At 64.8% G+C, this 13625-nt stretch carries 11 protein-coding genes and 2 tRNA genes; 5 read left to right on the forward strand and 8 right to left on the reverse strand.

What is annotated here, in order from left to right; translation table 11 throughout:
- Positions 1 to 18: 18 nt before the first annotated feature.
- Entirely contained in the window at positions 19 to 1959 is a 1941-nt protein-coding gene (locus tag C1876_RS02155) for a DUF2207 domain-containing protein (protein ID WP_244909993.1), read from the reverse strand.
- Between the two features lie 127 nt (positions 1960 to 2086).
- On the opposite strand from C1876_RS02155, the gene C1876_RS02160 reads away from it, so the two are divergent.
- A tRNA-Ser gene (locus C1876_RS02160) sits at positions 2087 to 2177 on the forward strand.
- Positions 2178 to 2232: 55 nt separating this feature from the next.
- Here C1876_RS02160 and C1876_RS02165 read toward each other — a convergent pair.
- The 3 genes from C1876_RS02165 to C1876_RS02175 form a co-directional block, all read right to left on the reverse strand.
- A complete protein-coding gene (locus C1876_RS02165) occupies positions 2233 to 2598 on the reverse strand; it encodes a guanylate cyclase (RefSeq protein WP_114545094.1) in 366 nt (121 codons plus the stop codon).
- A gap of 111 nt (positions 2599 to 2709) precedes the next feature.
- On the reverse strand, positions 2710 to 4692 hold the full coding sequence (locus tag C1876_RS02170) for a hybrid sensor histidine kinase/response regulator (protein WP_114545095.1): 1983 nt from the start codon (positions 4690 to 4692) through the stop codon (positions 2710 to 2712).
- A gap of 117 nt (positions 4693 to 4809) precedes the next feature.
- Positions 4810 to 5364 carry a LemA family protein gene (locus C1876_RS02175; protein ID WP_114545096.1) on the reverse strand — a complete coding sequence of 185 codons (555 nt, stop codon included), beginning with the start codon at positions 5362 to 5364 and terminating at the stop codon, positions 4810 to 4812.
- A 220-nt stretch (positions 5365 to 5584) separates the two neighbouring features.
- Between C1876_RS02175 and C1876_RS02180 the strand changes: the two genes are divergently transcribed.
- Complete coding sequence (locus C1876_RS02180; protein WP_114545203.1) at positions 5585 to 6154, forward strand: DUF308 domain-containing protein; 570 nt, start codon at positions 5585 to 5587, stop codon at positions 6152 to 6154.
- Here the strand turns inward: C1876_RS02180 and ispE are convergent.
- Positions 6151 to 7203, reverse strand: a complete 1053-nt coding sequence (gene ispE / locus C1876_RS02185; RefSeq protein WP_114545097.1) for a 4-(cytidine 5'-diphospho)-2-C-methyl-D-erythritol kinase — start codon at positions 7201 to 7203, stop codon at positions 6151 to 6153. The genes C1876_RS02180 and ispE overlap by 4 nt on opposite strands.
- The gene (locus C1876_RS02190) at positions 7200 to 7703 is read right to left on the reverse strand and encodes a nucleoside deaminase (RefSeq protein ID WP_114545098.1); all 504 of its coding nucleotides are present in this window, start codon (positions 7701 to 7703) and stop codon (positions 7200 to 7202) included. Before C1876_RS02190 ends, ispE begins: the two co-directional genes overlap by 4 nt.
- Before the next feature lie 122 nt (positions 7704 to 7825).
- On the opposite strand from C1876_RS02190, the gene C1876_RS02195 reads away from it, so the two are divergent.
- Positions 7826 to 7913 (forward strand) — tRNA-Ser (locus tag C1876_RS02195).
- A gap of 24 nt (positions 7914 to 7937) precedes the next feature.
- Here C1876_RS02195 and C1876_RS02200 read toward each other — a convergent pair.
- On the reverse strand, positions 7938 to 9350 hold the full coding sequence (locus C1876_RS02200; RefSeq protein WP_114545099.1) for an MFS transporter: 1413 nt from the start codon (positions 9348 to 9350) through the stop codon (positions 7938 to 7940).
- A gap of 254 nt (positions 9351 to 9604) precedes the next feature.
- The gene (locus C1876_RS02205; RefSeq protein ID WP_114545100.1) at positions 9605 to 10951 is read right to left on the reverse strand and encodes a citrate/2-methylcitrate synthase; all 1347 of its coding nucleotides are present in this window, start codon (positions 10949 to 10951) and stop codon (positions 9605 to 9607) included.
- A gap of 294 nt (positions 10952 to 11245) precedes the next feature.
- Here C1876_RS02205 and C1876_RS02210 point away from each other — a divergent pair, with 294 nt between their 5' ends.
- Positions 11246 to 12841, forward strand: a complete 1596-nt coding sequence (locus C1876_RS02210; protein ID WP_244909994.1) for an ABC transporter permease/substrate-binding protein — start codon at positions 11246 to 11248, stop codon at positions 12839 to 12841.
- Positions 12842 to 13600, forward strand: a complete 759-nt coding sequence (locus tag C1876_RS02215; RefSeq protein WP_114545101.1) for an ATP-binding cassette domain-containing protein — start codon at positions 12842 to 12844, stop codon at positions 13598 to 13600. It abuts the gene before it with no gap.
- The last annotated feature ends 25 nt before the right edge of the window (positions 13601 to 13625 follow it).

Raw genomic sequence — 13625 nt, forward strand, 5'->3', positions numbered from 1 at the left:
GCTTCGCCTACCAGCACGTTATCGGGCGCCGCCGCCTCCGCCGAAGCCGCCGCCTCCGCCGCCGGAGAACCCGCCGCCGAAACCGCCGCCGCTCGAGAAGTTCCCGCTCGCGGCCGACAGCGCCGACTGCGCCGTCGACATCGTGTTCGCCATGGACGTGTGCAGCATATCGCCCACCGAGGGCATGGCCGCACCGGCCGCGTTGTGGCCTCCCGTGTACCAGAACCACCACGGCATGTACGTCATGCCCATCGAGCCGTCGTATTCGAACAGCTGCGGCATGGTGGTTTGCAGCTGCTTGATAGCCTGGTCGGCCACGCCGAACAGGTACGCGTACACCATGAACTCGCCCCACACCTTCACGTCGGTGGGCGGGCGCTCGTCAAGCGACGAGAAGTCGCGCAGCCAGTTGCGCAGCGCCTTGCTCTTGGCCGTCAGCTCGTTGCCGCGCACGCTGCGGCGCGGCATGTAGTTCGCGATGACGCCCAGCGCAATGGCCGTGGGCACCATGAAGATGAGCGGGATGAAGTTCTCCATGATCAGCCAGATGGCAACGCCGGCCACGGCCACCACCACGGCGAGCGCGATGAGGTAGCCCTGGTAGCGCCTGCCCTTGGCCTCGAAGAAGTCCTCGCGGTTCGTCTCGGCCGACAGCGCGCCCTGCCACCCCTGCATCGCGTCGACGAAATCCTGCGGGTGATCTTCGCCATACTTCTTGATGGTGCCGAACCACAGCGAGTCGGCCCCGTTCGCAAAACGGTCGAACAGGAGATCGAGCGTGCGCCGATCGAGCGGGTCGGAGATCTCGCTGGCCGCGGGCAGTTTCGTGATGTAGTAGTCGGCGACGTCCTTCGTGCGGCCGAAGGCGCCCGGCTCCGTGTAGCTGCCGGCGTCGATGCGGATGGCGCCGATGTGCGCAAGGTGCATGAGCGTGGCCGTGAAGTCGTCCTGGCTTTCGCGATCCCAGCGCCACAGGCGGCCGATGGCCGCCGGATGAACCGACGGGTCGGGAACGTCGCGCCAATACTCGTCGGTGAACGAGGGCTTGTGTTCGCGACCGTACTTGAAGTACGCACGTAGCGCCCACACCAGTAGCAACACGCAGATCACGCCGCAGCCGATGACGAATCCAAGCGACAGCACGCGGTCGCGGTTCGCCTGATCGGCCCACGACTGCTCGTCTTTCAACACCTCGTCGAGGCGGTTCTGCCCCTGATGCAGCTGCGCGCTCTCGGCCGACAGGTTCGTCAGCCAGTTCACGGGGAACACTACGCGCGCCTCGGCGTACTGCCCGGCCTTCACGTGCGGCACCTTATACGTCACGGTGCCGTCGGCGTTCACCGTCACCACGCCGTCGAGCGGCCCATGTCCCCAGGCGCGCACGTTCTCGCCCGGCTGCACCTCGGTGCCCTGCGGCACGGGCAGCGCAAGCGTCATGGTCACGTCGTCGGATGCCTCTTCCCACTGCGAGCCAATGTACTGCCAGTACACCTCGCCCACATCCTGATACGCTTGCGCGCCGTTCACCACCGTGTAGTCGAGCTCGATGATGCGGCGCTCGTCGGAGGCGTCGAAGAATACGTACACGCTGTTTTTCGGCGTGTCCACGGAATAGGAGTCCTTGCCCGGGCCGCCCGAGTCGCGCCAATCCAGCACGAAAGCCTCGCTCGGCAGCGTCGTCCATTCGCCCGTCACGGCCCCGTCGCTGTCGACGTTCGCCATGCGCACGCCGTTGACCTTGAGCGACGCATTCGACGGCAGCCCGTTGAACGTCCACCATATGGCCGTGAAATCGCCATCGAAATCGAAGGTGCGCTGCTCGGTCACCTGCAGCGAGCCGTCGGTTTCCACTTGCGCCTGAATATCCACTTTGGGCATGGTGTACGACTTCGCATGGGCCGGGGAGGGGGCAAGCGCCACGATGGCAAGCGCCAACGCCACGCAAAGTGCGCACAGCAACGCCAGGTTCCTTCGAGAAACGGCGAAGGAAGCGTGAAGTTGCGAACCGCTCATGTTTTGCACGATCATGCTCCTTGCAACTTGGAGGTGGTCACGGTATCATAGCAAACCGCACCTATTATACCGCGGAGAGCTGACCGAGAGGCCGAAGGTGCTCGCCTGCTAAGCGAGTACACCCCAAAAGGGTGTCTGGGGTTCGAATCCCCAGCTCTCCGCCACCGCATTTCAAACCCTCGTTTCGAGCCTCGCGCTCGGCCGAGGGTTTTCTTGTACCTACCGCTTGCGCCAGCGGTCGAAAAGCGAACCGGGGCGCGTCGTTTTCGCCGCCTTGATGCGGTACGCGGGGTTGTGCCGCAGAAACACCCGACGGCAGATGCGCGTCACGGCAAGACCGATAAGTGTGGTCAGCAGGAAGCTGAACGCCAGGTCGAACACCGCATCGTTGTGTTCGAGCCACGCGTATGCGCATGCCAGCAAGAAAAACACCGACAGCACGCCCGTGATGGCCGTGAACATCTTGATGAGCAGCTCCTTGGCGCGGTTCGGGGAATACCGCCAGGCAGCAACGATGTACACGATCGCCGCAACCACGGCGAGCACGATGAGCAACGGCACGATACGCGAAAGACGAGCGATCATCGATGGCATTCCTTTCCCCGGTCGGGATGCGCGAGCATCCGGCAGCGGCTAACGTTGTCGGCATCATACCAGACCCGCGCCCACCAGTACGACAACAACTCAACGGGCAACCTATTCGTCGCCCGGTCGCTCCACAAACGTCTGGAACAGGTGGCACACCTCGCTGATGCCGATGGGTTTCACCGCGAAACCGTCCATGCCCGCCTCGAACGCGCGCTGGCGGTCTTCCACGTAGGCGTTCGCCGTGGTGGCGATGATGGGCGGGCGCTTCCGTCCCGCCTTTGCATACCGCTCCACGATGGCGCGCGCCGCTTCCAGCCCGTCCATACCCGGCATCTGAATATCCATGAAGATGAGGTCGAAACGGTCCTCGGGCTCGCCTTCCAGCAGTTCGAGCGCCTCAATGCCGTTCCACGCGCGCTCCACCGTTGCGCCCGTCGACGTGATCATCTCTTCGGCAATCTCGCCGATGATCTCGTTATCCTCCGCAAGCAGCGCGTGCACGTGCGACCACGAGCAGGTTTCAACCGGCTCGTCGGAGGCGAGGTGCTCGGTCATCATCGTTTCGGCAAGCTGCTCTTCGCATTCCTCGCCCTCGCATGCGACGAACGGCAGGATGAGCGTGAAGCAGGAGCCCTTTCCGCATTGGCTTCGCACGGTTATGGTGCCGCCCATGAGATCGGCGAGGTTCTTCACGATGGCCATGCCGAGGCCCGTTCCCTCAACCGACAGACGCGTCGGAACGTCTTCGCGCTCGAACGGGTCGAACACGCGCGACATGAATTCCTTCGACATGCCGATGCCGTCGTCCTCCACGATGAAGCGGATGAGGCGCACGGGGCGCTCGCTGCCGTTCTCGTCCATCGCGGAGGAGGGCAAGCCGTGCTCGTCGATGAAGCGCTCGCGCTCTTCGGACGTGAGCTCCTCCACCTCGAAATTCACCAGACCGTCCGGCTCGGTGTACTTCACCGCGTTGCCCAGCAGGTTGATAAGCACCTGGCTCACGCGCATCTCGTCGCCCATCACCAGGCCGTCCGCCACCTCGACGCGCGAGACCGCGAACGTGAGGTGCTTCGTATCGGCCTGCGGCCGCACGATGGACGTGAGCGTTTCCACCACCGAGCGAATATCGAACGGCCTCGAGCTCAGGTCGATTTGGCCGCTCTCTATCTTGCTCATATCCAGCACGTCGTTCACGAGGTTCAACAGATGGTGCGACGAAAGCTGTACCTTGCCCAAGCTCTCCCGTACCCGCTTCTCGTCGTCGGCGTGCTCGTAGGCGATGTCGGTGAGGCCCATGATGGCCGTCAGCGGCGTGCGAATATCGTGCGACACGTTCGACAGGAACTTCGATTTCGCCTCGCTTGCATCGAGCGCGGTGGCGACGGCGCGACGCAAGCTTTCCTGCAACTCTTCTTGCTGGCGGTTCTTGCGCCTGAGCACGAAGAAGAACAGCACGAGCGCGAGCAGCACGGCGGCCATGAGCACCGTTGCGGTGGTGATGGCATCGACGCGCGTGGCGGTAACGGCATCGTAGAGCCGATCGAACGATTGGGAGGCGTTGTTCATGATGGCGTCGTTGTGCTCCACCATCACGTCGATGCGCGGGTTGATGTTGAAGGCAAGGAAGTCCGAGATCGTCTCGTCGCTCGCATCGCTCAGGCTCAGGCTGACCAGCTTTTGCTGCTCGATGCGCAGGTCGCTGTATTCGTCGACGAGCGCTTGCGCCGTTTCGGTATTGCCGCGACAGCGCTTCGCTATCATGTCGATGGCGTCCTTGAGCTCGGTATCGATGATGGCGAAGTCGGTTTTGACGCTTGCCACCGTTTCGGGCGTGCGCGTGTACGCCAGCCGATCGTCGAGCGTGCGAATTTGCATGAGCAAGGTCTCGGTTCGACCCGAGGCCACCGTGACCGTGTACGGATGTTGCTTGAGGTCTTCGGTCTTCGTGTCGATGGCGTTCATGTTCACCAGCAGCACGGCATAGAACGATGCGAGCAGAACCAGCAAGATAAGCGCGGCGATTGCATAGACCGGACCCGAGTCGAGCATACGTCCGAGCCGATCGCGCTTACGCGATGAAACCTTGTTCATGAAGGCAGCTCCGATATACGAGCGTATGACCGCACGCGAGGGAAGTGCGGCGAATCCTACGCGGAAGATTTCTTCACACGAACGCCGCCCGGCTCGGGCGGCGTTCGTCGAGTCTACTTAGAACTGCACCTTCGGTGCAACTTCGGCACCGGCAGTCGCGTCGAAGCTGTCGCGCTGCTTGAAGCCCATCATGCCGGCGATGAGCACCGCGGGGAAGGTCTGAATTGCGGTGTTGTACTTCATCACCGTGTCGTTGAAGCTCTGACGCATGTAGCTGATTTTGTCTTCGGTGTTGGAAAGCTCGGCCTGCAGCTGCTGGAAGTTCGTGTTCGCCTTGAGGTCGGGATAGGCCTCGGCAACGGCGAACAGGTTTTTCAGCGCGCCGGTCAGAATGCCGTCGGCTTCCATCTTGCCCTCGGGCGTGCCGGCGTTCATCACGGCGGTGCGCGCCTTCGTCACCTCTTCGAGCGTACCGCTCTCGTGAGCCGCGTAGCCCTTCACGGTTTCGACGAGGTTCGGAATGAGATCGAGACGGCGCTGCAACTGCACATCAATCTGCGCCCAGGCGTTGTCCACCATGTTGCGCAGCTTGATGAGGTTGTTGTACAGCCCGATCACGGCCACAACCAACACGACGACGATGACAAGGATGATGATCAATGGAATGCTCATATCGCTCCTTCGCTATTACGTAGACAGCATTCTACCATCGCGCAACCCTTTGAGGGAATATGGAACCATTCGGTAAACCAAACCGTAACGCTTATGTTTCAGAAGGCTGACGGTTCCCGCACCCTTCGCGGGCTTTCGGGCGTCCTTTTCCCGCGCATGATAGGTTTCGGGATACCTCCCGCTCCGCTCCCGCCCCCGCAGAAAGGCCGTCGTGGTTGCCATGCCCGATTCCCATATCGCAGAAACGTTCAAACATCGCAGCAACGTCGGTAAGGTGTCGGTGGTCGCGCTGCTGTTGCTGCCGCTCATCGGCCTCGGGTGCGTGCTGCTCCCCAGCGACATCGTGCTGACGCTGCCGTACCTGCTGGGCGGCGTCATGGCAGTGTCGGGCATCGCGAGCGTGGTGGCGGGCGTGCGCGCCCGCAAGCTCGAAGCGGGAAAGCACAGCATTGGCACCGGGCTCGTCATGGGCGTGGTAGGCGTGGTGGCCGTGCTGCAGGGCAGCGCCTCCATCATCTACATCGGCGTGATCTGGGGCGTGTTGGGCCTGTTGAAGGCGGCGCACGGGTTTGACGACACGCTGCGCCATATCGCCGCGCACGAACGGTTCATCCTGATTCTGGCATTCGCCGTGTTCAACCTCGTGGTGTCCATCCTCTTGGTGTCGAACCCGTTCGGCAGCATCGACCACCACATCATCGTGCTGGGCGTCGAGCTGCTGGCCTACCCCTTCCGCGTCGTGCTGACGAAGCGGGGCATGCGCGTGGAAGCCGAGCCCGACGAGGGTTAGCGGTTCGGGACGACGGCTGCGCGCGTCGAGCCGAAGGTGGTGGCGCGCGCCCACCAGCCGCGCATGCGCGCTTCGGCCGCCACGCGACCCGCGTCGGCGAACGTGGGACACTGCATGAACACCGCCGAGCCGCTGCCCGACATGAGCACGCGCTCCACGTCGCTGCGCTCGCTCGCCCACGTGCGGATGTCCACGAGCGCGGGCAACAGCTGCTCGGAAACGGGCACGAGGTTGTTGCACAGCGGCACGTCGCTCGCCTGGCGGGCAGCGAGAGCCGCGTCGCGGTCGGCTGCGGGAATCGCGGTGGGGTGCTCGTCGAACGCACGGTACGCGGCGGCCGTCGACACGCCGCCCTCCGGTTTCACCAGCACCACGTTCGTGTTCATGGGTTGCAGGTTGTGCGCGAACACGTCGCCGACGCCGGTGAAGCACGCGCAGCCGCCGTGCAGGAAGAACGCCACGTCGGCGCCCAGGCTGCGTGCCGCTTCCTCGATGCGTGGGTCGTCGGCCGGCACGCCCCACAGGTGCGCGGCTCCCAGCAGCGCAGCGGCCGCGTCGGACGAGCCGCCGCCCAGACCGGCTTCGGCGGGGATGTGCTTCTCGACGCACACGGCCAGGGTCTCATCGCCTGTGCGGCCGACGGCGGCAGCCAGCAACCGCACAGCCTTCGTGACGATGTTGCGCTCGACAGGCACGTCGAGCGGCACGAGCCCCTCGCGCGCGATGCACGACAGCTCGACGCTGAGGCCCTCGCCCCGTCCCGGTTCCAGCTTCATGCGCAGCACGTCGTGCAGCATGAGCGCGTGCATGATGCTGATGGCGTCATGGTAGCCGTCCGGGCGTTTCGCGCCGATGTCCAGGAACAGGTTCACCTTCGCCGGCGCCACCAGCTTCACGGCGGCGGGCGTGTTGAAGGCGGCCACGTCCACACCCTGCGCAACGCGGGCTACCGCCAGCATGTCCACGGCGTGTTCGTCGCTCGCAAGACGCTCGGCGCGCTCCGCGGCGCGGCGGTCGGCGTCGGCGGGGAGGGGAGTCGTTTGCGTCATGAGGGATTCACCCGTTTCTTCCTCTTCTTGGCAAAGAAATCGCGCAGCAGCGCAGCGCATTCGTCGTCGAGCACGCGCGGCGTCACGTCGAACGTGTGGTTGAGGCGCTCGTCGGCGTTCACGCTGTACAGCGTGCCGAGCGCGCCCGCCTTCGGATCGGCTGCGCCGTACACGCAGCGATCAACCCGCGCCTGATGCATGAGGCCCGCGCACATGATGCACGGCTCCAAGGTCACGTACACGGTGCAGCCCGTCAGGCGCCACACGCCCAGGTGCTCGGCCGCCTGCTTGAGCGCGATGAACTCGGCGTGCCCCGCGGGGTCCCGCGTCGTCTCGCGCAGGTTGCACGCGCGGGCAATCACCTGCGGCTCGGCCAACGGGCGACGCGTTGCGGGGTCGATGGGCTCGTACACGACAACGGCGCCGATGGGCACCTCGTCAAGCGCCTCGGCGCGGTGCGCCTCGTCGATAGCCATGCGCATGTAGTCTTCGTCGATCATGCCGCCTATTATATGGTATCCTACCGATGCGTTCGGGAACGCGCCGCGAAAAAGCTTGGTGCGAACGAATGTTTCACGTGAAACATTCGGCGACGATTCTCCCGATACGCATTCACCTATGCGGAGGTGTGGCCGAGTGGTCGAAGGCGGCAGTCTTGAAAACTGTTAAGCCGCAAGGCTTCGTGGGTTCAAATCCTACCACCTCCGCCAGATTTCCCTTCGCCGCTATTCCCCTCATCGCTTCTTGTGCAGCGCGCGGGCGTAGAAAAACGCGAGCGCTCCCGCGGCCACGGCTATGCCGATGGCTATCATCATAGTGTCGGCAAATCCGGCGGCGTAGGCTGCGGGCTTCGATAAGCCGGCGGCCGTGTCGTGCAGCACGTCCGACGACAGGATGCCCACGAACAGCGCCGAGCCCACCGCGTTCGCTATCTGCACGAACGTCGAATTGATGGCGGCGCCGTGCGGCAGCATCTCGGAGGGAAGCTGCGCAAGGCCCGCCGTTTTCGACGGTGCCGTCACGAACCCGAGGCCCGCGTACGCCGCCACCGAAGCCAGCACCACCACCCACGTCACGCGTCCGCCGGCTGCCAGCACCACCCCGGTCAGCCCCACCACGGCAAGCGCGAAGCCGCCCGGCACGAGCGGCCAGATGCCCCATCGGTCGTACACCTTGCCGCCCGTGAACAGGAAGCCCGCGTTCACCAGCACGGGGCCCAGCAGCAGGGCGCCGGCGAAGAACGCGGTGAGCCCCTGCGCGCCCTCGTAGTACAGCGGCAGCAGCACGCTCAGCGAGAACGACACCATGGCGCCCAGCATGTTGAGCCCGATGCCGATGGTGAACCGCGGGTGCGCAAGCGGGCGCAGGTTGAGCAGCGGGTTCTCGCGCTTCAGCTGACGATGCACGAACAGCGCGATCACCGCTGCGCCCACGAGCAGCCCCGCCAGCGCGGGGAAGAAGTCGTGCGTGATCTCGCCCAGCCCGTACACGAGCGCGCCGAGCCCCACCAGGCTGAGCACGGCGCTCAGCAGGTCGACCTTCTCGCTTTGCCGCGGCCGCACGTCGTGCATGCGCGAAAAGCCCACCGCCATCAACGCCGCGGCCAGCGCGCAGGGCACCACGAACATGGCGCGCCATCCGAAGAACGTGAGCACGAGGCCCGACACGACGGGGGCCACGGCCAACCCCACCGCGATGGCGCCGCTGTTCAGCGCCAGCCGCACGCCCAGCAGCCGCTTCGGCGAGATGGTGGTGAGCACGCTCGTGGCCGTCGGGTAGAACAGCCCGGTGCCCACCGCCTGCACGAGGCGGCACCCCACCAGCGTGGGGAAGTCAGGCGCGACCAGCGCCAAGGCGCTGCCGAGCGCAATGGCCCCCGTGCCCACGAAGAACACCCGGCGCAGCCCGAACCGGTTGAGCAGGAACGCCTCGAGCGTGATGGACGTGGCGGCAACCACCGTGTACCCCACGATGAGCCAGTTCGCCATCGACAGCGTGACGCCGAAGTGGTCGGCCACGTCGGGCAACGCGATGTTCACCATGGTCTGCGCAAACGACGCCAGAAACGAGCACGCGAGGATCATCACCATCATGCTCTTCTTCGAGCGCGTGGTCTCACCCGCCCCCGCTCCTGTTGCCTGCTGCATTCCGACCGCCTTCCGTCCGCGTCCGTCGCGCACGCGCGCGACGAACCCAGTCTAGTGGCCCGATGCCCACAGCACGCAATCCGTCGCCGCCGCGCAACGCCCCGGTTGCGCAACCGATGCCAAACGCACGGCATGCCCCGACCCGCCACGCACTCTGTTTCACGTGAAACGTGCGTACGTGCAAAGAAGGGGCGCGCATCGGCTTCGATGCGCGCCCCTTTCGATTCACGTGGTGCTGATGCTGTGCGAACGACCTAGCGCTCGCTCATGGGCACGTAGTCGCGCTTGCCGCTGCGCACCGACTTGTACGCGGGACGGATGATGCGCTTGCCGGAGACGATCTCCTCGAAGCGGTGCGCCGCCCAGCCGGACATGCGCGCGCACGCGAACAGCGGCGTGAACAGGTCCTCGGGGATGCCCATCATCGAATACACGAAGCCGGAGTACATGTCGATGTTCGCGCACATGTCCTTGTTCGTGCCCTTTTCGCGCAAGATGACCTCGGGCGCCAGGCGCTCGATGCTCTTGAGCAGGTTGAACTCGGCCTCGTACTCCGTGCCCACCGCCAGCTTCTCGGCGAACTGCTTGCAGATGATGGCGCGCGGGTCGGACTTCGTGTACACGGCATGGCCCATGCCGTACACGAGGCCCGTGCGGTCGTAGGCTTCCTTGTTCACGATCTTCGCCAGGTAGTCGGCCACCTGTCCCTCGTCGGACCAGTCGGCCACGTTCTGCTTGAGCTCCTTCTGCATGGCGAGCACCTGATGGTTCGCACCGCCGTGCTTCCAGCCCTTCAGCGACCCGATGGCACCGGCGTACGTGGAGTACGGATCGGTGTCGGAGGAGGTCAGCACGCGCGCGGTGAACGTGGAGTTGTTGCCGCCGCCGTGCTCGGCGTGCAGGCACAGCATGATGTCGAGCATGCGCGCTTCCTCCGGCGTGAACTGACGGTCGGGGCGCAGCATGGACAGGATGGTCTCGGCCGTGGACTGGCCGGGGATGAAGCGGTGCATGATCATGGAGCCGTTGTTGTAGCGCGCCTGCTTGGCGTAGTACGTCAGCACCATGATGCGGGGCAGACGCGAGATGAGCGAGATGGCGGTGTGAATCTCGTGGTGCGCCGAGCGATCTTCCGCATCCGGGTCGTAGGCGTACAGCAGCAGGATGGTGCGCTGCAGCATGTTCATGATGTCGGGCGGCGTGTCGCGCATGATCATGGAAGCGGTGAAGCCGTCGGGCAGCTCGCGCTCGGCGTCGAGCACGGCGATGAAGCCGTCGAGCTGCTCCTGCGTGGGCAGCTCGCCCATGAGCAGCAGGTACGCCACTTCCTCGAAGCTGAAACGGCGGTCGGCAACCGACGTGTCCAGCAGGTCGTACACGTCGTAGCCGCGATAGCGCAGCATGCCTTCGTCAGCGGCCTTTTCGCCATCGGACACCACGTAGCCGTGCACGTTCGCGATGTTGGTGAGCCCTGCAACCACGCCCGTGCCGTCGGCGTTGCGCAGACCGCGCTTCACGTCGAACTGCTCGTAGCTTGCGGGATCGATGGAATTGATCGCTTTGAAGTTCTCGTACAGCGCGATCTTCTTCTCTTCATTCATGACGCGTCCTTCCTGCCGCGCGCACGCGGCCCCTCTTCCGAAACGAACATGTCGACCGCCCCTGAATGTGCGGCCTCTGATGGGTATGGCAGATGGGAAAAAACGTCTCTCTTTATTATGATAAAGCGCATAAGCGTCGCGCGCAATGAACACGGGTCAGTTACTCGGCGAAAACCACAGGGTGGCCTTCGCGTCGCCAACCGGTGACGATTGGTCAACGCACCCGCTCCTTGGTCGAGAAGCGAAGCGAATTCCCTACAATGGAGGCACGCGCCCGAAAGCGAGGATCTCCCTGTGATTGAATCCATGTTCACCCTGCTCGTCGAAAAGCGCGCGTGGTTTTTCGACTTACTGCTTCAGCATATCGGCATTTCGCTCGTGTCCATTGCCCTTGCGGCCCTCATCGGCCTGTCGTTGGGCATTGCCATCGCGGCGTGGCGGCGCGGGGCGAAACCCGTGCTCGCGCTGGTGAACTTCGTGTACACCATCCCGTCCATCGCGCTGTTCGGCTTCCTCATTCCCGTCACCGGCATCGGCGACCTCACCGCCGTCGTGGCCCTCACCATCTACGCGCTGCTGCCCATGGTGCGCAACACGTACACCGGCCTCACCACCATCGACCCCGCCATCATCGAAGCCGCGCGCGGCATGGGCTCCACCGACCGGCAGCTGCTGTACCGCATCGAGCTGCCGCTGGCCGCGCCCATCATCATGAGCGGCATCCGCAACATGGCCACCATGACCATCGCGCTCGCCGGTATCGCCAGCTTCATCGGCGCGGGCGGCCTTGGCGTTGCCATCTATCGCGGCATCACCACCGGCAATACGGCCATGACCCTGGCGGGCAGCGTGCTCATCGCGCTCTTGGCCATCGTGGTGGACCTGCTGCTGGGCCTGGCCGAAAAATCCACGCGCCGCCACCTCGAGCCGCAGCGCAAACGGCGCCGCAGCCGCTCAGCCGACGGCGACGAACCCGCCCGCAAGCCGCGTCGCCGCCTGGCGCCCGTCGTGGCCACCTGCGCGGCCGTGGTGCTCGTGGTGGGCGGGGCGTTCGCGTTCATGAGCCGCGGGGGCGGCGAGAACGTGGTGAACATCGCCACGAAGCCCATGACCGAGCAGTACATCCTCGGCGAGATGCTGAACACCCTCATCGAACACGACACCGACCTCACCGTGGAGCTCACGCAGGGCATCGGCGGCGGCACGTCGAACATCGAGCCCGGCATGGAGAAGGGCGACTTCGACCTCTATCCCGAGTACACGGGCACCGGCTGGAACGCCGTGCTCAAGCACGAGGACACGTACTCGGAGGACATGTTCGACACCATGCAGCAGGAATACGAGTCGCAGCTGGGGCTCGAATGGGTGGGCATGTACGGCTTCAACAACACGTTCGGCCTTGCCGTGAGCAAGGACGTGGCCGAGCGCTACAACCTGCACACGTACTCCGACCTGGCGCAGGTAGCCGGCGAGCTGAGCTTCGGCGCCGAGCCTGATTTCTTCGACCGGCAGGACGGCTACCCCGGCCTTGCGGACGCGTACGGCATCGATTTCGGCTCCACGCGCGACATGGACATCAGCTTGAAGTACCAGGCGCTGTTCGAAGGCAAGGTGGACGCCATCGTCGTGTCCACCACCGACGGAAAGGTGGCCGACGACCGTCTCGTCGTGCTCGAAGACGACCGGCATTTCTACCCCTCCTACCTGTGCGGCAACGTCGTGCGGCAGGACACGCTCGAGAAGCACCCCGAGCTGCGCGACGAGCTGCTCAAGCTGCAAGGAGCCATCACCGACACCGACATGGCGCGCATGAACAACGCCGTGGAGACGCAGGGGCAGGAGCCGAAAGCCGTGGCCGACGCGTTCCTGGCCGAGAAGGGGCTGATGTAGATGACGGAGAGCACCGCGCCGGCCATCGTGTTCGACCAGGTGACCAAGCGCTTCGGCGACGCCGTTGCCGTGAACGACGTGAGCCTCGACATCGACGAGGGCACGTTCGTCACCATCATCGGCAGCTCGGGCTGCGGCAAGACGACGCTGCTGAAAATGGTGAACGCGCTGGTGATGCCCGACGAGGGACAGGTGCTCGTGCACGGGCACGCCACGTCGAGCGTCGACCCCATCGAGCTGCGCCGCAACATCGGCTACGCCATCCAAGGCAGCGTGCTGTTCCCGCACCTCACGGTGGAGCAGAACATCGCGTACGTTCCCACGCTGCTGAACAGCGGCGACAAGGCCCGCACCGCCGAGGCCGTGAAAAAGTGGATGGATATCATCGAGCTGCCGCGCGACATCATGGACCGCTACCCCGCCGAGCTGTCGGGCGGGCAGGCGCAGCGCGTCGGTATCGCCCGCGCGCTTGCCGCAAGCCCCGACATCCTGCTTGCCGACGAGCCGTTCAGCGCCGTCGACGCCATCACGCGCGGCACCTTGCAGGACGAGATCAAGCGCATCCACCGCCAAACGGGCATCACCGTGCTGTTCGTGACGCACGACATCGACGAAGCGCTCGACCTCGGCGACAAGGTGCTCGTCATGGAAGCCGGCCGCGCTGTGCAGTTCGCGGAGCCGTGCGAGATCCTGCGCGCGCCCGCCACCGAGTTCGTCGACCGCCTCGTCACCCGCAAGCGCACCGTCTACGCCCGCTAGCGCGCGGGCGGCGCGCCGGGCCCCA

This window comes from Eggerthella sinensis (genome assembly GCF_003339815.1).
Classification (GTDB): Bacteria; Actinomycetota; Coriobacteriia; order Coriobacteriales; family Eggerthellaceae; genus Eggerthella; species Eggerthella sinensis.

Coding starts and splice junctions, on each gene's coding strand:
- C1876_RS02165 (WP_114545094.1), bottom strand. CDS start 2,598: ATGATCGCTCGTCTTTCGCGTATCGTGCCGTTGCTCATCGTGCTCGCC.
- C1876_RS02170 (WP_114545095.1), bottom strand. CDS start 4,692: ATGAACAAGGTTTCATCGCGTAAGCGCGATCGGCTCGGACGTATGCTC.
- C1876_RS02175 (WP_114545096.1), bottom strand. CDS start 5,364: ATGAGCATTCCATTGATCATCATCCTTGTCATCGTCGTCGTGTTGGTT.
- C1876_RS02180 (WP_114545203.1), top strand. CDS start 5,585: ATGCCCGATTCCCATATCGCAGAAACGTTCAAACATCGCAGCAACGTC.
- ispE (WP_114545097.1), bottom strand. CDS start 7,203: ATGACGCAAACGACTCCCCTCCCCGCCGACGCCGACCGCCGCGCCGCG.
- C1876_RS02190 (WP_114545098.1), bottom strand. CDS start 7,703: ATGATCGACGAAGACTACATGCGCATGGCTATCGACGAGGCGCACCGC.
- C1876_RS02200 (WP_114545099.1), bottom strand. CDS start 9,350: ATGCAGCAGGCAACAGGAGCGGGGGCGGGTGAGACCACGCGCTCGAAG.
- C1876_RS02205 (WP_114545100.1), bottom strand. CDS start 10,951: ATGAATGAAGAGAAGAAGATCGCGCTGTACGAGAACTTCAAAGCGATC.
- C1876_RS02215 (WP_114545101.1), top strand. CDS start 12,842: ATGACGGAGAGCACCGCGCCGGCCATCGTGTTCGACCAGGTGACCAAG.